Here is an 18183-nt window from a genome sequence, read left to right on the forward strand (position 1 = left end):
CTTGCATGTGTTAGGCCTGCCGCCAGCGTTCAATCTGAGCCATGATCAAACTCTTCAATTTAAGTTTGATGCTCGTGAATTAAACTTCGTAATGAATTACGCATGTTCACTCAGAGACTTGGTATTCATTTATTGTCCGAAGACATTAAGAATCCATGTCACTTTGAGTGCCCACACAGATTGTCTGATAAATTGTTAAAGAGCAGTGCCGCTTCGTTTTCGCTGCGGCGCGGGGTGTGCATATTACGCTTTCCCGCTTCAGAGTCAAGCGTTTATTTTCGCTTTTCTCTGCTGACCCGGCGGCGTGTGTGCCGTTGTTCCGTGTCAGTGGAGGCGCATTATAGGGAGTTATTCCGGCGTGACAAGAGGAAATTTAAAAAAAGTTTCTATCCGTGTTTTTTTTCACCAGTAGCGGTGAAATCAAGCTACAAATTGTTCTATTTGATGTATCTGCAACCACAATCACATTCGAGGTGGCATAATTATCAGCATGAATCTTTAAGGAATAAAAGCGATGCCATTAAGCGCACAACAGCTGGCCGCCCAAAAAAACCTGTCGTATGTGCTGGCAGAAAAGCTGGCGCAGCGAATTCTAGCGGGTAAATATGCCCCGGGTAGCATCCTGCCGGGTGAAATGGAGCTGGGTGAGCAGTTTGGGGTGAGCCGTACCGCGGTTCGCGAGGCGGTGAAAACCCTGACGGCAAAAGGGATGGTGCTTCCGCGCCCGCGTATTGGCACGCGCGTGATGCCCCAGAGTAACTGGAATTTTCTCGATCAGGAGCTGCTCTCCTGGTGGATGACGGAAGATAACTTTCATCAGGTTGTCGATCACTTTCTGGTGATGCGCAGCAGTCTTGAACCTCAGGCATGTCTGCTTGCCGCCACGCTTGGCACGGCAGAGCAAAAAGCGCAGCTTAACGCATTGATGGAAGAGATGGTGTTTCTGAAAAAACATTTCAACCGCGAACGCTGGGTTGAAGTCGATATGGCCTGGCATGAACATATCTATATGATGAGCGCCAATCCGTTCCTCACCTCGTTTGCCTCATTATTCCATTCGGTGTACCACACTTACTTTACCTCTATTACACAAAACGACGTGGTAAAACTGGAATTGCATCAGGCGATAGTGGATGCCATTCAGGAAAGCGACGGGCAGCGAGCCCTGAGTGCGTGCCAGGCATTACTGGCTGCGCCAACCCACCAGCAGGTAAATAAATGACAAAGAAAAAAGCGCGCAGCATGGCCGGATTGCCGTGGATTGCAGCCATGGCGTTTTTTATGCAGGCACTGGATGCCACCATCCTCAACACCGCGCTTCCCGCTATTGCGCAAAGCCTTAACCGCTCCCCGCTGGCAATGCAATCCGCCATCATCAGCTACACCCTCACGGTTGCAATGTTAATTCCGGTTAGCGGCTGGCTGGCCGACCGCTTCGGTACCCGCAGAGTTTTCATGCTGGCCGTAACGCTCTTTACGCTCGGTTCGCTGGCCTGTGCGCTCTCTTCGTCCTTAACGGAGCTGGTTATCTTCCGCGTATTACAGGGCATTGGCGGCGCGATGATGATGCCCGTGGCGCGCCTTGCCTTATTACGAGCCTACCCTCGAAGCGAACTGCTTCCCGTGCTCAACTTCGTCACCATGCCGGGACTGGTCGGCCCGATACTTGGCCCGGTACTCGGTGGTGTGTTTGTCACCTGGGCAAGTTGGCACTGGATCTTCCTGATTAATATTCCGATTGGCGTTGCGGGGCTGCTGTATGCCCGCAAATATATGCCGAACTTCACCACGCCAAGACGCAGCTTCGACATGGGGGGCTTTTTCCTGTTTGGCCTGAGCCTGGTGCTCTTCTCCAGCGGGATGGAGTTGTTTGGCGAGAAGATCGTCGCGACGTGGATGGCGCTCTCCGTTATCCTCGCCGGGATTCTGCTGTTCCTTCTTTATATACGTCACGCGCGCCGTCACCCGACGCCGTTAATCTCTCTTGGGCTCTTCAACACCCGAACCTTTTCCGTCGGGATCGCGGGAAACATTGCCTCGCGTCTGGGAACCGGCTGCGTACCGTTCCTGATGCCACTGATGCTGCAGGTCGGTTTCGGCTATCCGGCCCTGATTGCCGGCTGCATGATGGCGCCTACGGCGATGGGCTCGATTCTGGCAAAATCGACCGTGACGCAGGTGCTACGCTGGTTTGGCTATCGCAAGACGCTGGTTGGCGTGACGGTCTTTATCGGTCTGATGATTGCGCAGTTCTCGCTGCAGTCCGCCTCGCTTCCCGTCTGGATGCTGATCCTGCCGCTGTTTGTGCTGGGCATGGCGATGTCGACGCAGTTCACATCAATGAACACCATCACCCTTGCGGATCTGACCGACGAGAACGCCAGTAGCGGCAACAGCGTGCTGGCAGTCACCCAGCAGCTGTCGATCAGTTTAGGGGTGGCCGTGAGCGCGGCGGTACTGCGGTTTTATGAAGGTTTCGACAGCGCGAACACCGTCGAGCAGTTCCACTATACCTTTATCACCATGGGCGCACTCACCGTCGTTTCAGCGCTGGTCTTTATGCTGTTAAAACCGAAAGATGGCCGTAACCTGATAAAAGAACGCCATAAGGCGAAAGCTAAACCGAACCCCGTTCCATCAGAACAGGAGTAAGCTGCAGGCGTTGCTGCTGCAGCGTGGGCTGAGCCATTCGGTGGATCAACACATCGATGGCCAGCTCGCCCAGCTCATCTTTTGGCTGATGGATGGTGGTGAGCGGCGGCGTCATATAGCTGGCCAGCTCAATATCATCGTAGCCGATTACCGCCATATCGTCGGGAACACGCAAACCGGCCTGATATAACGCCTGATAGGCGCCAAACGCCATGGCGTCGTTGCCGATAAACACCGCCTGCGGACGCTGCGGCTGCGCCAGCAGCGTCTGCATCGCTTCAAAACCACCGTGAAACTCAAAATCACCGGTAATACGGTACCCTTCCGGCACGGAAAGTCCCGCCCGCGCCATCGCGGCGAGATACCCTTCCAGACGCAAACGCGCCGGGGTTTTGTCCAGCGGACCGGTAATACAGGCGATGCGGGTATAGCCTTTATCGATCAGATACTGGGTGGCCATATCGCCCCCCAGCAGAGAGTTATCCTGAATAAGATCGCTGGTGCCGTCGAACGGCGCCCAGTCCATCATCACCGTGGGAATGGAGGGGTAGCGCTGGATAATCTCTTTCGAGGGCTGGTGCGTTTCGGTACACAGCAGCAGTAGCCCGTCGACGCGTTTTTGCATCAGCGTTTCCAGGTTACGGTTCATGCGCTGCTCGTCCCCTTCGGTATTGCACAGCACCAGGCTGTAGCCACGCTCGAAGCAGCTGCGCTCCACGCCGCGAACCAGCTCAGAATAAAAGGGATTGGTACTGGCAGTGATCAGCATACCGATCGTACGCGTCTGGTTGAGCTTAAGGCTGCGCGCCAGCGCAGACGGCGCATAGTTGAGATCTTTTACTGCCGCTTCGACTTTTTCCCGAATCGCCTCGCTGACGAAGCGATCGTTATTAATGACGTGAGACACCGTCGAGGTAGAAACGCCCGCCAGGCGAGCGACATCTTTCATTGTGGCCAAGCGTTACCCCTGCTGACTTAAGAATTCATCGATCTCTTTACGCCACGGAACGGAAGGCTGAGCGCCCTTGCGCGTCACCGCAATCGCGGCAGCCGCATGCGCGAAGCGGATCGCATCATCCATACTCTTGCCTTCCAGCAGCGCGGTCACCAGTGCACCATTGAAGGTATCTCCCGCTGCAATGGTATCAATCGCCTTCACCTTAAAGCCCGGCACGCGACGGCCTTCACCGTTTACGCTTGCCCATACCCCACGGCTGCCCAGGGTGATGATCACCGTTCCGATGCCTTTGTCGTGCAACGCACGCGCGGCTCGCGCGGCATCGTCATCGCTTTCAACGCGAATGCCCGTCAGCTTTTCGGCTTCGGTTTCGTTCGGCGTGATGATGTCCACCAGCGCCAGCAGCTCGTCAGATAATACACGGGCAGGGGCCGGATTAAGTACAACAGTGGTATGATTTTCATGCGCAATGTTCGCCGCGGCCAGCACGCTTTCAACCGGTGACTCCAGCTGCATGAGCAGGGCTTCCGCTCTGGCGATGATTGCACGTTGCGCTTCTACGCGCTCCGTCGTCAGCGCTGCGTTAGCGCCAGCATGAATACCGATGACATTCTCACCTTCTGCGTTGACGAAAATCAGCGCCACGCCGGTAGACTCCCCTGCAACAACGCTGACCGGTGCGATATCAATGTTGTCGCTTGCCAGCTGCTTGCGTACGCGCTCACCGGTATCGTCATCGCCCGTGCAGGCGATAAACGCAATATTCGCTCCGCTGCGCCCAGCGGCGACGGCCTGGTTTGCCCCTTTACCGCCAAAAGCGACCTGATACTGGCTACCCGTGACGGTTTCGCCCGGTGCAGGGAACGATTCAAGGTTAAGAATGTGATCGGCATTGATACTGCCAAGGACGACGAGGTTGCCTGCGGTTTTCATGGTTGGGTTGTCCATCTGAGAGCGCCACCGGTGTTACCCGGTGGCGTATGCCACACTTTTCTTTATTGGTGTCCCTCAGGCCGCCAGTGACGACCTGATTCGCCTTTTACTGCTTGATAACCAGCTTCAGGTCAACAGGGTATTTAGCCTGAACTTTTTCGCCCTTCAGCACTTTGTCGGCAGTTTCAACGCCAGTGGCGCCAATCTGCTCAGGCAGCTGAGCGATGGTCGCAGCCAGTTTGCCATCGTTTACTGCTTTTTCACCATCCGGCGTGCCGTCAAATCCGACAACCATCACATCAGATTTACCTGCAGTCTGCAGGGCACGCAGCGCGCCCAGCGCCATTTCGTCGTTCTGCGCGAAGACCGCCTGTACGTCAGGATGTGCGGTCAGCAGGTTCTGCATGACGTTCAGACCTTTAGTACGGTCGAAGTCCGCAGGCTGGCTGGCCAGTACGTTGAATTTATGCGCTGCAACCGCCTGCTGGAAGCCTTCGCCACGCTCGCGGGCGGCAGACGTACCGGCAATCCCCTGCAGTTCGATAACTTTCGCGCCTTCGCCTGCTTTCTTCGCAATGTAGTCACCCGCGATTTTGCCGCCCAGCACGTTGTCAGACGCGATATGGCTCACCACGTCGCCTTTGGTTGCCTGACGGTCCAGGGTGATCACCGGAATTTTCGCCTGGTTTGCCATCTTCACGGCGTTGCCTACGGCATCAGAATCGGTTGGGTTGATCAGCAGAATTTTGGTGCCACGAACGGTTAAGTCCTGAACGTTAGCCAGCTCTTTCGCCGGGTTGTTCTGTGAATCCAGGACCACCAGGTTGTAGCCCAGTTTATCCGCTTCTTTCTGCGCACCGTCCTTCAGGGAGACGAAGAACGGGTTGTTCAGCGTAGAGACAACCAGCGCAATGGTATCTTTCGCCATGGCGTTAGCACTTACGGTTGCGCTCAGCGCGACAGCGGAAACCAGGGTAGCCAGTTTTTTCATGTTCATATCTAAGATGTCCTGTAGTGTCGTCAGTTACTGTTTTTTGTTGTCTACCAGTACCGCCAGCAAAATCACCACTGCCTTAACGATCATCTGGTAATAGGAGGAAACACCTAACAAATTCAAACCATTATTCAGGAAACCGAGAATCAGTGCGCCGATCAATGTCCCAACAATGCGACCTTTACCGCCCGCCAGACTCGTACCGCCCAGAACCACTGCTGCAATGGCATCCAGCTCATACCCCGTACCCGCCGTCGGCTGCGCGGAAGAGAGGCGCGCCACTTCGATGATGCCCGCCAGTGACGCCAGCAGACCGCACAGGGAATACACGATGACTTTGACTTTATTAACGCTAATCCCGGACAGGCGCGTTGCCGCTTCGTTACCGCCCAGCGCATAGATGTAACGACCCAGACGGGTATGGTGCAGCATGTACCACGCCGCCAGGAAGACGATAGCCATGATCCAGACCGGGGTCGGGACGCCCAGCGGGCGACCGATACCGAACCAGCCAAACAGATCGGCGTTATCGGTGAAGCCAGTATTGACCGGGCTGCCGTTGGTATAAACCATGGTCACCCCGCGCAGCAGCAGCATCATCACCAGGGTTGCGATGAACGCCTGAACGCGGCCTTTTGCCACAATCACGCCGGTGACGGCGCCAATCGCCGCACCTGCCGCCAGGGCCGCGGCCACGGCCACCAGCGCGTTAACTTCAATCCCGACAAGCGAAGCGGCGATCGCGCCGGTGAGGGCCAGCAGGGAACCGACGGACAGATCGATCCCTGAGGTCAAAATCACCAGCGTCATGCCGACCGCCATAATGGCGTTCACCGACGTCTGCTGCAGAATGTTGAACAGGTTATTTACGGTGAAGAAATTCGGGCTCATGGTCGACACAATCGCGATCAGCACCAGCAGGGCAATCAGCGATTTTTGCTCCATCAGCCACGCCTTTGTGAAATAGCGGCGACCAGAAACAGCCTGGGTTGTCATCTTCTTACTCCTGATTCACGCGATTAAGCTTGCCCACAGCGGCAGCCATCAGAACTTCCTGGGTGGCCTGCTCGCGAGTGAATTCACCGCCGAGATGCCCTTCATGCATGACGATAATACGATCGCTCATGCCTAATACTTCTGGCATCTCGGAAGAGACCAGAATGATGCTCAGACCGTCGGCCTTGAACTGGTTAATCAGCTGATAGATCTCTTTTTTCGCCCCCACGTCCACGCCGCGGGTTGGCTCGTCGAGGATCAACACTTTCGGGCGCGTCATCAGCCCGCGCGCAATCGCCACTTTCTGCTGATTCCCGCCGGACAACAGGCCAATCGCCTGCTCCATCGACGGGGTTTTAACGTTAAAGAGACGGATGAAATCGCTGACCGCCTGCTGCTCGTCTTTATGCTTCAGGCTGCCGCCGCTGTGGCTGAAATAGCGCAGCGCGGTGAGGGACATGTTCTCTTTTACCGACATGCCCAGCACTAAGCCGTCGCGTTTGCGGTCTTCGGAGATATAGACGATGCCGTTCGCCAGACCATCCTGCGGGGAACGGGTGACCACTTCATGGCCGTCGAGGGTGACATAACCGCTGGTGCGCGGCAGTGCGCCGTACAACACTTTCATCAGCTCGGTACGTCCCGCGCCCATCAGGCCCGCCACGCCCAGGATCTCGCCCTGGCGCAGGGTAAAGGTGACGTCGTTCACACCCGGACCGCAGAGGTTGTCCACCTTCAGGCGGATCTCACCCGGCGCTTTATCCAGATGCGGATACTGATCTTCCAGCTTACGTCCCACCATCATTTCGATGAGCGTATCTTCGGTCAGCGTGGCCACTTCGCGCTCGGCAATAAACTGCCCGTCGCGGAAGACGGTGACGTCATCGCAGATTTCAAAGATCTCTTTCATGCGGTGAGAAATATAGACAATCCCGCGCCCCTGCGATTTCAGCTCGCGGATAACGCGGAACAGGGATTCGGTTTCGGTATCGGTCAGGGCGTCGGTCGGTTCATCCATAATGATGACCTTCGACTCAAAGCTCAGCACCTTCGCGATTTCCACCATCTGCTGATCGCCGATGGAGAGATCGCCGACCAGCCGGTCGCTCTTAAAGCGCAGGTTCAGCTTCGCCAGCAGCTTGTCGGCTTCGGAATACATGGTTTTCCAGTCGATCTTGCCGAAGCGGTTCACGAACTCACGGCCGAGGAAGATGTTCTCCGCAATGGTGAGCTGTGGGATCAGGTTCAACTCCTGGTGAATAATGCCGATACCCGCTTCCTGAGAAGATTTCGGGCCAGTGAAGGTGGTTTCTTTACCCAGCCAGAGGAGTGAACCGGCATCGCGTTGATAGATACCGGTCAGCACTTTCATCATGGTGGATTTGCCGGCGCCGTTTTCGCCCACCAGCGCCATTACGCGCCCAGGGTAGACGTTCAGCGCCGCGCCGGAGAGGGCTTTTACGCCCGGGAACGACTTATCGATCCCTTTGAGTTGCAGTAATGCGTCCATGATGGCCTCAGAAGGTGACGCCAGCACAGAGAATGATATTCGCATACGGGGAACACTCCCCGCTGCGAATCACCGCCTGACTGTCTGCGGTTTGTTGTTTGAATTGTTCGTGCGTTGTGTAACGAATTTCGATGGTGTTTCCCTGGTGTTGTTGCAGTTGCTCAAGATGGCTGAGCAACGCTTCGTGGAGTTGCGGATTATGTTGTTTGATTTCCGCCGCGAGAATGGCCGCCTCAACCTGCATCTCCGCGGTCACCACGTCCAGTACCTGCATAAACGAAGGTACGCCCTGCGTTAACGCCATATCGATACGGGTTGTGCTGCGCGGAACCGGTAAGCCTGCATCGCAAACCACCAGCGTATCGGTATGCCCAAGACGGGAAATAACCGATGAGATTTCTGAGTTGAGTACAGTGCCTTTCTTCATTTTCTTGCTCCACTAGCGAAACGTTTCGCTAAAAGAAGTGTAGCCTCAGAAATGTTCAGAAAACCACCATGACGTAACAGATTTGTGATCGACGTCGAAACGTTTCGCTAAGTGAAATATTGATGGGAGAAATTGCCCGCCGGCGCTTCGCTTGCACGGGCCTACGGGTTTGGTAGGCCGGGTAAGCGCAGCGCCACCCGGCATTTTCGAAAGGACTTAAATCTCGACCTGCGTACCCAGCTCTATCACGCGGTTAGGCGGGATCTCAAACTGGTCAGGCGCGCGCAGGGCGTTACGCTGCAGGATCAGGTACAGCTTGCCGCGCAGGCGCAAATACCACGGGCGCTTGCCGATGATCAGCGACTCGTGAGACATAAAGAACGACGTCTCCATCATCCGGCAGCTCAGCCCTTCCAGACCACAGCGGTGGAACACCTCTTCCACGTTTGGCGTTTCACGCCAGCCGTAGCTCGCCACCACACGCCAGAATGTCGGAGAGAGCTGCTCGATTTGCACGCGACGCACGTTATGAACGTAAGGCGCATCTTCGGTGCGCAGCGTCAGCAGGATCACACGCTCGTGCAGCACTTTGTTGTGCTTGAGGTTATGCATCAGCGCGAACGGGATGACGTTCAGGGCGCGAGACATATACACCGCAGTGCCCGGCACGCGGACCGGCGGAGATTTCTCCAGCGAAGCGATCATCGCCTCCAGAGAATTCCCGTGCTCATGCATGCGCCGCAGCAGGCGGAAACGCTCGCTTTTCCAGGTGGTCATGACGATGAACATCACCAGACCCAGCGTCAGTGGCAGCCAGCCGCCGGAGACAATCTTGTCGAGGTTCGCGGAGAACAGCGGCACGTCAATACACAGGAAGCCCACCAGAATCATCGCCACGAGGAATTTATTCCAGTGCCAGTTTCGGTACGCCACCGTAGTGGAGAGAAGCGATGTCAGCACCATCGTACCGGTTACTGCAATACCGTACGCCGCCGCCAGGTTACTGGAGTGCTCGAAGCTGACGATAACAATCACAACCGCGAAATAGAGCAGCCAGTTAACGAACGGGATGTAGATCTGGCCCGACTCCATCTCTGAAGTATGGATGATGCGCATCGGCGAGAGATACCCCAGACGCACGGCCTGGCGCGTCAGAGAAAACACGCCGGAAATCACCGCCTGAGAGGCAATGACGGTCGCCAGCGTCGCCAGGATCAGCATCGGCACCAGCGCCCAGTCAGGCGCCAGCAGGAAGAACGGGTTCTTTATCGCTTCCGGATTTTTGAGCAACAGCGCGCCCTGGCCAAAGTAGTTCAGCACCAGCGACGGCAGCACCACAATAAACCAGGCCACGCGGATAGGCAGTTTCCCGAAGTGACCCATGTCAGCATACAGCGCTTCAACGCCGGTAATGGAGAGCACGACCGCCCCCAGCGCTACGAAGGAAACCACTTTATATTCGAGGAAGAAATGCACGGCCCAGTAGGGGTTCAGCGCATGTAGTACTTCCGGGTTAGCAATAATGCTGCGCAAGCCAAGCGCCGCCAGGATCAGGAACCAGGCCAGCATAATTGGTGCAAACAGTTTACCCACCAGCCCGGTACCGTGCTTCTGGATCACAAACAGCAGCGTCAGCACGATTATCGCCAGCGGGACCACCCACGTATCAAGCTGCGGCGCGATGATCTCCAGCCCCTCTATCGCCGAGAGGACCGAAATCGCGGGCGTAATAACCACCTCTCCATAGAAGAAGCTGCCGCCAATCAGGCCGATAATCACCAGCACGGAGGTCATTCTGGCAGAGGTGTTGCGCCCTGCAAGGGACATCAGGGTCAGGATACCGCCTTCGCCCGCGTTATCAGCGCGCATAACGAAGGAGAGATATTTAACAGAAACCACCAGGATCAGCAGCCAGAAGATGAGGGACAGGAAGCCAAATACGGCATCGCGCTCAACACCAAAGCCAAACTGGCCGGACAGACATTCACGAAGCGTATAAAGCGGGCTGGTGCCAATATCACCGTAGACAACCCCGATCGCCGCAAGCGTTATTGCGGGTAATGATTGCTTATTATCAGTGCTCATAGACTAGTCTTTTCGTTTGAATAACAAATGTGTTCCTGGTCCCTTGGCCCACAAAAAGCGCACAGTATGCACGATTCAATGCAAAATCGTACCCCTAAATGCAACCGCATTAATGTAGCGCAAAGAAAATTGCGCCGCACTTCAGTCTATTACCAGCCCTGACTGAAACGTCTATACTCGCTTCAATTGGCCGCCACGACGGCGAAAGGATGCAAAACTATTATGGCTCACTCACATTTATTAGCAGAAAGAATTTCCCGCCTCAGCAGCGCGCTGGAGAAAGGCCTTTTCGAGCGTAGCCACGCGATTCGCCTCTGTTTGCTGGCGGCGCTGAGCGGTGAAAGCGTGTTTCTGCTTGGGCCGCCGGGCATCGCCAAAAGCCTGATTGCCCGCAGGCTTAAGTTTGCTTTTCAGAACGCCCGCGCGTTTGAATACCTGATGACCCGCTTTTCCACCCCAGAAGAGGTGTTTGGCCCCCTTTCCATTCAGGCGCTGAAAGATGAAGGGCGCTACGAACGTTTGACGGCGGGGTATCTGCCTGAGGCAGAAATTGTCTTTCTTGATGAGATCTGGAAAGCGGGACCGGCCATTCTGAACACCCTGCTCACGGCGATAAATGAACGTCGGTTCCGTAACGGCGCCAGTGAAGAGAAAATCCCGATGCGCCTGCTGGTGGCCGCCTCTAACGAACTGCCCGAAGCCGACAGCAGCCTGGAAGCGCTGTATGACCGTATGCTCATCCGCCTGTGGCTGGACAAAGTACAGGATAAATCCAACTTCCGCTCCATGCTGATCAGCCAGCAGGATGAAAGTGAAAACCCGGTATCCGCTTCGCTGCAGGTGACGGATGAAGAGTATTATCAGTGGCAGCAGGATATTGGCAAAATCACATTGCCGGACGCGGTATTCGAGCTGATCTATCTGTTGCGTCAGCAGCTTGATCACCTTCCTTCTGCGCCCTATGTCTCCGATCGCCGCTGGAAAAAAGCGATCCGCCTCCTGCAGGCCAGCGCCCTGTTTAGCGGCCGCGATGCTGTTGCCCCCATCGATCTGATCCTGCTGAAAGATTGCCTCTGGCACGACGCGGAAGGCATGAATCTGATGCAGCAGCAGCTTGCCGTTTTGATGACCGGACACGCCTGGGGACAGCAGGCGATGCTCAACCAGCTGGGGGCGATTGCCCAGCGGCGCATCCAGCTTCAGCAGCAGCAAAGTGATAAAACCGCGCTGAAAGTGAATCGCCTGGGGGGGATGTTCGCCCGCAAACCGCACTATGAATTACCCGCCGAACTCACCAGCCCGACGCTGACCCTGCTGCTCCAGCAGCCGCTCAAGTTGCATGATATGCAGGTGGTGCACGTGACGATTGAGCGCGAGGCGCTGGCGCAGTGGCTGGATAAGGGCGGAGAGATCCGCGGAAAGCTCAACGGTATCGGTTTCGCGCAGCCGCTGAATATGGAAGTCGACAGCAGCCAGCACCTGGTGATCCGCGACGTCAGCCTGCAGGGCTCGCGTCTCGCGCTTCCGGGAACCGCCTCTGACAGCGTTCCCGAAGAGATTAAGCAGCAGCTGGACGCGCTGGATACCGAATGGCACCAGCAGCACACCCGCTTTAGCGAGCAGCAAAAATGCCTCTTTATTCATAGCGACTGGTTAGGTCGCATTGAAGCCAGCTTGCAGGACGTCAGCGCGCAGATTAAACAGGCGCGTCAATGCTAACTCTGGATACGCTTAACGTCATGCTGGCCGTCAGCGAGGAAGGGTTGATCGAAGAAGTGGTCATAACCCTTCTGGCTTCGCCGCAGCTGGCAGCTTTTTTTGAAAAATTTCCGAAGCTCAAAAAGGCGATGACAGACGATCTTCCACGCTGGCGCGAAAATTTGCGTCAGCGTTTCAGGGAGACCGAGGTTCCGCCTGAGTTAACGGAAGAGGTGGCCTGCTATCAGCAGTGCCAGCGGCTCTCCACGCCGCAGTTTATCGTCCAGCTTCCGCAAACCCTGACGTTGCTCGACAAGGTCCACTCCCCGTTTGCCAGCCAGGCCCGGGGGCTGGTCACGGACAACGCCACGTTCACTCCCGCACTGCACACCCTCTTTTTACAGCGCTGGCGTCTCAGCCTGGTGGTGCAGGCCACGACCCTAAACCAGCAGCTGCTGGATGAAGAGCGCGAACAGCTGCTCAGTGAAGTTCAGGAACGCATGACCTTAAGCGGCCAGCTTGAGCAGGTGCTGGTGGAAAATGAGAACGCGGCAGGGCGTCTCTGGGATATGAGCGCCGGCCAGCTCCGGCGCGGGGACTATCAGCTGATCGTCAAATACGGCGATTTTCTGACGCAGCAGCCCGAGTTGATGAAGCTTGCAGAACAGCTGGGTCGCTCAAGGGAGGCGAAGTCAGTTCCAAAGAAAGACGCCCCGATGGAAACCTTCCGCACCCTGGTGCGTGAGCCGGCCACCGTTCCGGAGCAGGTCGACGGGCTCCAGCAGAGCGATGATATTCTGCGTCTGCTGCCCACGGAGCTGAGCACGCTGGGGATGACCGAGCTGGAGTATGAGTTTTACCGTCGGCTGGTGGAAAAACAGCTCCTCACCTACCGGCTGCACGGCGAAGCCTGGCGTGAGAAAATCAGCCAGCGGCCGGTCGTTCATCAGGATTTTGATGAACAGCCGCGCGGACCCTTCATCGTTTGCGTGGATACATCCGGATCGATGGGTGGGTTTAACGAGCAGTGTGCAAAAGCATTCTGTCTGGCGCTGATGCGCGTGGCGCTCGCCGATCGCCGTCGCTGCTTCATCATGCTGTTCTCCAGCGAAGTCGTAGGCTATGAGCTGACGAACCAGCAGGGGATCGAGCAGGCAATCCGCTTCCTGAGCCAGCGTTTTCGCGGCGGCACCGATCTGGCCAGCTGTTTTCGCAGCATCGTTGAGCGGATGCAGGGCGGCGACTGGTACGACGCTGACGCGGTGGTGATTTCCGATTTTATCGCCCAGCGGCTGCCGGATGACGTGATAAATAAAGTGAAGGAATTACAGCGTGTGCATCAGCACCGTTTTCATGCGGTGGCGATGTCCGCCCATGGAAAACCCGGCATCATGCGCATCTTCGATCATATCTGGCGCTTTGATACCGGGTTGCGCAGCCGCCTGCTTAGACGCTGGCAGCGTTAATTACAGAAGAGAGCCGACGCTTTCGCGAACCTGCTGAGGCCAGACGCCACACTGAACCTGACCAATATGGGGTAGTTGAAGTAGCAGCATGGTCAGACGGGACTGGCCGATACCGCCGCCAATCGTCTGCGGCATCTCCCCACGCAGCAGCGCCTGGTGCCACTCCAGTTTGAGACGATCTTCATCACCGGTCACCGCCAGCTGGCGCTTCAGCGCGTCAGCATCCACGCGGATCCCCATAGAAGAAAGCTCGAATGCGTCTTCCAGTACCGGATTCCAGACCAGAATATCGCCGTTCAGACCGGCAAATTCACCCTCACCGGTAGTGCTCCAGTCATCATAATCCGGCGCACGAACGTCATGGCGCTTACCGTCAGACAGCTTGCCGCCGATCCCAATCAGGAACACCGCACCCAGCTCTTTAGCAATCGCGCGCTCGCGGCCTTTGGCATCCAGATCCGGGAAACGGGTCAGCAATTCCTGGCTGTGCACAAAGTGGATCGATTCCGGCAGGAACGGTGCCAGACCAAACGCTTTGCTTACGGCCGCTTCGGTTGCTTTGATCCCGGCGTAGATCGCCTCAACGGTGGATTTCAGCGTGCCGACGTGACGCTCGCCATCCCCCATCACGCGCTCCCAGTCCCACTGGTCAACATAAACGGAATGAATCGGAGAAAGGCGGTCTTCATCGGGGCGAAGAGCTTTCATGTGCGTGTAGAGCCCTTCGCCCGCGCTGAAGTCGTGTTGTCCCAGGGTCTGACGCTTCCATTTCGCCAGTGAATGAACCACTTCGAACTGAGCATCTGGGAGTGTTTTCACTTTCACCTGTACCGCTTTTTCGCATCCAGAGAGGTTATCCTGCGTCCCGTCACCCACGCGGCTGAGGATCGGCGCCTGGACTTCAATCAGCCCAAGCTTCTCTTCCAGCTGGCGGGAAAAATGGGATTTTACGAAACTGATCTGGCGTTGTTTTGCGATGTAAGCGGTTTTCATTATTTATACTCCTGCGTCCTGTTGATATTGATTAAGCAACAGAAATGGCACCTTATTCAATAACCCATCAACAAAAAGCCGTCTTCACTTTTGATTCGATAAAATAAGGCGCTAGAATAGAGTGATTCATTAATCTTCATAAGAAAAAGCTATGGAAAATTATCAGATCGACAATCTCGACCGCGGCATTCTGGAGGCGTTAATGGCCAATGCCCGTACCGCCTACGCCGAACTGGCGAAACAGTTTGGCGTCAGCCCGGGAACCATTCACGTTCGCGTAGAGAAGATGAAGCAGGCAGGGATCATTACCGGTGCTCGCATTGACGTCAGCCCGAAGCAGCTGGGTTACGACGTCTGCTGCTTCATCGGCATCATTCTTAAAAGCGCCAAAGACTACCCTTCCGCCCTGGCGAAACTGAACGCGCTGGATGAAGTCACCGAGGCGTACTACACCACCGGGCACTACAGCATCTTTATTAAAGTCATGTGCCGATCCATCGACGCGCTCCAGCAGGTACTTATCAACAAGATCCAAACAATCGATGAAATTCAGTCCACCGAGACCCTGATCTCCCTGCAAAACCCGATCATGCGTACCATCCGCCCGTGATCGGGCAAATCCATTCCCACATTTTCCACAGGTAGATCCCAGCTCGTTCACAGCGTACAATGGCCGTCTCTTTATCTGGGCGAGCGATCAATGGCGGACATTACCCTTATCAGCGGCAGCACCCTGGGTGGTGCAGAATACGTAGCGGAACATCTGGCTGAAAAGCTGGAAGAGGCGGGCTTTTCTACGGAAACCCTGCACGGCCCGTTGCTGGAAGATCTCCCGACTGACGGGGTCTGGCTGCTGATCACCTCCACGCACGGCGCGGGCGATCTGCCGGATAACCTGCAACCTTTATATGATGAACTGCTGGAACAGCAGCCCGATCTGTCAAACGTCCGTTTTGGCGCAGTAGGGATCGGCAGTCGTGAATATGACACCTTTTGCGGGGCAATAGAGAAAGTCGAAGCCGCTGTGACCTCCTGCGGAGCAAAACAGCTGGGTGAAACTCTCAAGATCAACATCCTCGATCATGACATTCCGGAGGATCCAGCCGAGATCTGGCTCGCGGAATGGAAAAATTTACTCAAAAACGATTAAAGATCGCGCGAACAGATGTGGATAACTCAGGGTAAAAGCTCGTATTAACCCGTAGTTATCCAAAGAACAACCGTAGCGTCGTTTTTGGCCTGTGTATAAAGTCGCGATCTGATCCCAGCTTATACGGTCCAGGATCACCGATCATTCACAGCAAACGATCCTTTCTAACTGCATGATCTTGTTTATGAGATCGGACTTATCCACACGGGTTCGCGATCCTAATAAGAGATCACAATAGAACAGATCTCTAAATAAAAAGATCTTCTTTTTAATAGCCCAGGATCCCAATGCTTTCTCGAAAGACTAAAGTTGAGTAGAATCCACGGCCCGGGCTTCAATCCATTTTCATACCGCTTTACGCGAGGCAGACCACCATGTTTTATCAGGATCCTTTTGACGTCATCATCATTGGCGGGGGTCACGCAGGCACTGAGGCCGCAATGGCCGCAGCGCGAATGGGTCAGCAGACCCTGCTTTTGACACACAATATCGACACGCTGGGACAAATGTCCTGTAATCCGGCGATTGGCGGCATTGGGAAAGGACACCTGGTAAAAGAAGTGGATGCACTTGGCGGCCTGATGGCGAAAGCGATCGATCATGCCGGCATCCAGTTTAGGATACTAAACGCGAGCAAAGGGCCTGCTGTTCGAGCGACCCGTGCACAGGCAGACCGCGTACTTTACCGTCAGGCGGTGCGTACCGCGCTGGAGAACCAGCCGAACCTGATGATCTTTCAGCAGGCGGTTGAAGATCTTATCGTTGAGAACGATCGCGTCGTAGGCGCGGTGACCCAGATGGGCCTCAAATTCCGCGCCAAAGCCGTGGTGTTGACCGTGGGGACATTCCTGGACGGTAAAATTCATATCGGCCTGGATAACTACAGCGGTGGTCGTGCTGGCGATCCGCCGTCTATTCCCTTGTCTCGCCGTCTGCGCGAACTGCCGCTGCGCGTTAGCCGCCTGAAAACCGGTACGCCGCCGCGTATTGATGCGCGTACCATTGATTTCAGCGTGCTGGCGCAACAGCACGGTGATAACCCAATGCCGGTCTTCTCGTTCATGGGCAATGCGGCACAGCATCCGCAGCAGGTGCCGTGCTATATCACGCATACCAACGAGAAAACCCACGACGTGATCCGCAATAACCTCGATCGCAGCCCGATGTACGCTGGCGTGATCGAAGGGATCGGTCCGCGCTACTGCCCGTCGATCGAAGACAAAGTGATGCGCTTCGCCGATCGCAACCAGCACCAGATCTTCCTGGAGCCGGAAGGGCTGACCTCAAACGAAATTTACCCGAACGGCATCTCCACCAGCCTGCCGTTCGACGTGCAGATGCAAATTGTTCGCTCAATGCAGGGTATGGAGAACGCAAAAATCGTTCGCCCTGGCTACGCTATTGAGTACGATTTCTTCGATCCGCGTGACCTGAAGCCGACCCTGGAGAGCAAATTCATCCACGGTCTGTTCTTCGCGGGTCAGATTAACGGCACCACCGGCTACGAAGAAGCGGCTGCACAGGGCCTGCTTGCTGGCCTGAACGCTGCGCGCTTCTCTGCCGAGAAAGAAGGCTGGGCACCCGGCCGTTCTCAGGCGTACCTGGGCGTGCTGGTTGACGATCTCTGCACGCTGGGTACCAAAGAACCGTACCGTATGTTTACCTCTCGCGCAGAATATCGCCTGATGCTGCGTGAAGATAACGCCGACCTTCGTCTGACCGAAATGGGCCGCGAGCTCGGTCTGGTCGATGACGAACGCTGGGCGCGCTTCAACGAGAAGCTGGAGCGCATTGAACAGGAACGTCAGCGTCTGAAAACCACCTGGGTGAATCCGCAGGCGGAAACCGCTGCTGAAGTAAACGCTCACTTAACCGCGCCGCTGTCGCGCGAGGCCAGCGGTGAAGATTTGCTGCGCCGTCCTGAAGTCACCTACGAGAACCTGGTCAAACTGACCGCGTTCGCGCCGGGCCTGGAAGATGCTGAAGCGGCGGAGCAGGTTGAGATCCAGGTGAAGTACGAAGGTTACATCGCGCGTCAGCAGGATGAGATTGAAAAACAGCAGCGTAACGAAAACACGCTGCTGCCGGAAATGCTGGACTACCGCCAGGTGACGGGCCTTTCCAACGAAGTGATCGCTAAGCTGAACGATCACAAACCGGTATCGATCGGTCAGGCGTCCCGCATCTCGGGTGTGACTCCAGCGGCGATTTCGATCCTGCTGGTGTGGCTGAAAAAGCAGGGCATGCTGCGCCGTAGCGCGTAAAGCCTTGAAATTGCCCGGTGGCGCTGCGCTTACCGGGCCTACTGAACTCCGTAGGGC

The 18183-nt window shown here is 55.9% G+C and carries 15 protein-coding genes; 7 read left to right on the forward strand and 8 right to left on the reverse strand.

Annotated elements, in window-relative coordinates; translation table 11 throughout:
- Positions 1–514 precede the first annotated feature (514 nt).
- Complete coding sequence (locus BMW97_RS18735; protein WP_024907901.1) at positions 515–1222, forward strand: FadR/GntR family transcriptional regulator; 708 nt, start codon at positions 515–517, stop codon at positions 1220–1222.
- Positions 1219–2652 carry a multidrug transporter subunit MdtD gene (gene mdtD / locus BMW97_RS18740; RefSeq protein WP_045909349.1) on the forward strand — a complete coding sequence of 478 codons (1434 nt, stop codon included), beginning with the start codon at positions 1219–1221 and terminating at the stop codon, positions 2650–2652. Before BMW97_RS18735 ends, mdtD begins: the two co-directional genes overlap by 4 nt.
- On the opposite strand, the gene rbsR is transcribed toward mdtD, so the two are convergent.
- From rbsR to kup, 7 genes are all read right to left on the reverse strand, one after another.
- Positions 2618–3610 (reverse strand): ribose operon transcriptional repressor RbsR, encoded by a 993-nt coding sequence (gene rbsR / locus BMW97_RS18745; RefSeq protein ID WP_074180468.1) that lies wholly within the window; start codon positions 3608–3610, stop codon positions 2618–2620. The genes mdtD and rbsR overlap by 35 nt on opposite strands.
- A gap of 3 nt (positions 3611–3613) precedes the next feature.
- Positions 3614–4543: a ribokinase gene (gene rbsK, locus BMW97_RS18750; RefSeq protein WP_090393094.1), complete on the reverse strand. Its 930-nt coding sequence runs from the start codon at positions 4541–4543 to the stop codon at positions 3614–3616.
- Between the two features lie 106 nt (positions 4544–4649).
- Positions 4650–5540 carry a ribose ABC transporter substrate-binding protein RbsB gene (gene rbsB / locus BMW97_RS18755; RefSeq protein WP_008503498.1) on the reverse strand — a complete coding sequence of 297 codons (891 nt, stop codon included), beginning with the start codon at positions 5538–5540 and terminating at the stop codon, positions 4650–4652.
- 27 nt (positions 5541–5567) lie between these two features.
- Positions 5568–6533 carry a ribose ABC transporter permease gene (gene rbsC, locus BMW97_RS18760; protein ID WP_021242657.1) on the reverse strand — a complete coding sequence of 322 codons (966 nt, stop codon included), beginning with the start codon at positions 6531–6533 and terminating at the stop codon, positions 5568–5570.
- Positions 6534–6537: 4 nt separating this feature from the next.
- Entirely contained in the window at positions 6538–8043 is a 1506-nt protein-coding gene (gene rbsA / locus BMW97_RS18765; protein ID WP_045909351.1) for a ribose ABC transporter ATP-binding protein RbsA, read from the reverse strand.
- A 7-nt stretch (positions 8044–8050) separates the two neighbouring features.
- Positions 8051–8470 (reverse strand): D-ribose pyranase, encoded by a 420-nt coding sequence (gene rbsD, locus BMW97_RS18770; protein ID WP_045909352.1) that lies wholly within the window; start codon positions 8468–8470, stop codon positions 8051–8053.
- A gap of 216 nt (positions 8471–8686) precedes the next feature.
- Entirely contained in the window at positions 8687–10555 is a 1869-nt protein-coding gene (gene kup / locus BMW97_RS18775; RefSeq protein ID WP_008500202.1) for a low affinity potassium transporter Kup, read from the reverse strand.
- Positions 10556–10777: 222 nt separating this feature from the next.
- On the opposite strand from kup, the gene ravA reads away from it, so the two are divergent.
- Positions 10778–12274, forward strand: coding sequence for an ATPase RavA (ravA, locus tag BMW97_RS18780; RefSeq protein ID WP_045909353.1), 1497 nt, complete (start codon positions 10778–10780; stop codon positions 12272–12274).
- Positions 12268–13719 (forward strand): ATPase RavA stimulator ViaA, encoded by a 1452-nt coding sequence (gene viaA, locus BMW97_RS18785; protein ID WP_032675674.1) that lies wholly within the window; start codon positions 12268–12270, stop codon positions 13717–13719. Before ravA ends, viaA begins: the two co-directional genes overlap by 7 nt.
- On the opposite strand, the gene asnA is transcribed toward viaA, so the two are convergent.
- A complete protein-coding gene (gene asnA / locus BMW97_RS18790; RefSeq protein ID WP_045909354.1) occupies positions 13720–14712 on the reverse strand; it encodes an aspartate--ammonia ligase in 993 nt (330 codons plus the stop codon).
- 151 nt (positions 14713–14863) lie between these two features.
- Here asnA and asnC point away from each other — a divergent pair, with 151 nt between their 5' ends.
- From asnC to mnmG, 3 genes are all read left to right on the forward strand, one after another.
- Complete coding sequence (gene asnC, locus BMW97_RS18795) at positions 14864–15322, forward strand: transcriptional regulator AsnC (RefSeq protein WP_008500198.1); 459 nt, start codon at positions 14864–14866, stop codon at positions 15320–15322.
- Between the two features lie 90 nt (positions 15323–15412).
- Positions 15413–15862 carry an FMN-binding protein MioC gene (mioC, locus tag BMW97_RS18800; protein WP_008500197.1) on the forward strand — a complete coding sequence of 150 codons (450 nt, stop codon included), beginning with the start codon at positions 15413–15415 and terminating at the stop codon, positions 15860–15862.
- 374 nt (positions 15863–16236) lie between these two features.
- On the forward strand, positions 16237–18126 hold the full coding sequence (mnmG, locus tag BMW97_RS18805) for a tRNA uridine-5-carboxymethylaminomethyl(34) synthesis enzyme MnmG (protein ID WP_014072433.1): 1890 nt from the start codon (positions 16237–16239) through the stop codon (positions 18124–18126).
- Positions 18127–18183 lie beyond the last annotated feature (57 nt).

Origin of the sequence: Enterobacter sp. NFIX58 (assembly GCF_900110475.1) — a bacterium.
GTDB classification, from domain to species: domain Bacteria; phylum Pseudomonadota; class Gammaproteobacteria; order Enterobacterales; family Enterobacteriaceae; genus Enterobacter; species Enterobacter quasiroggenkampii.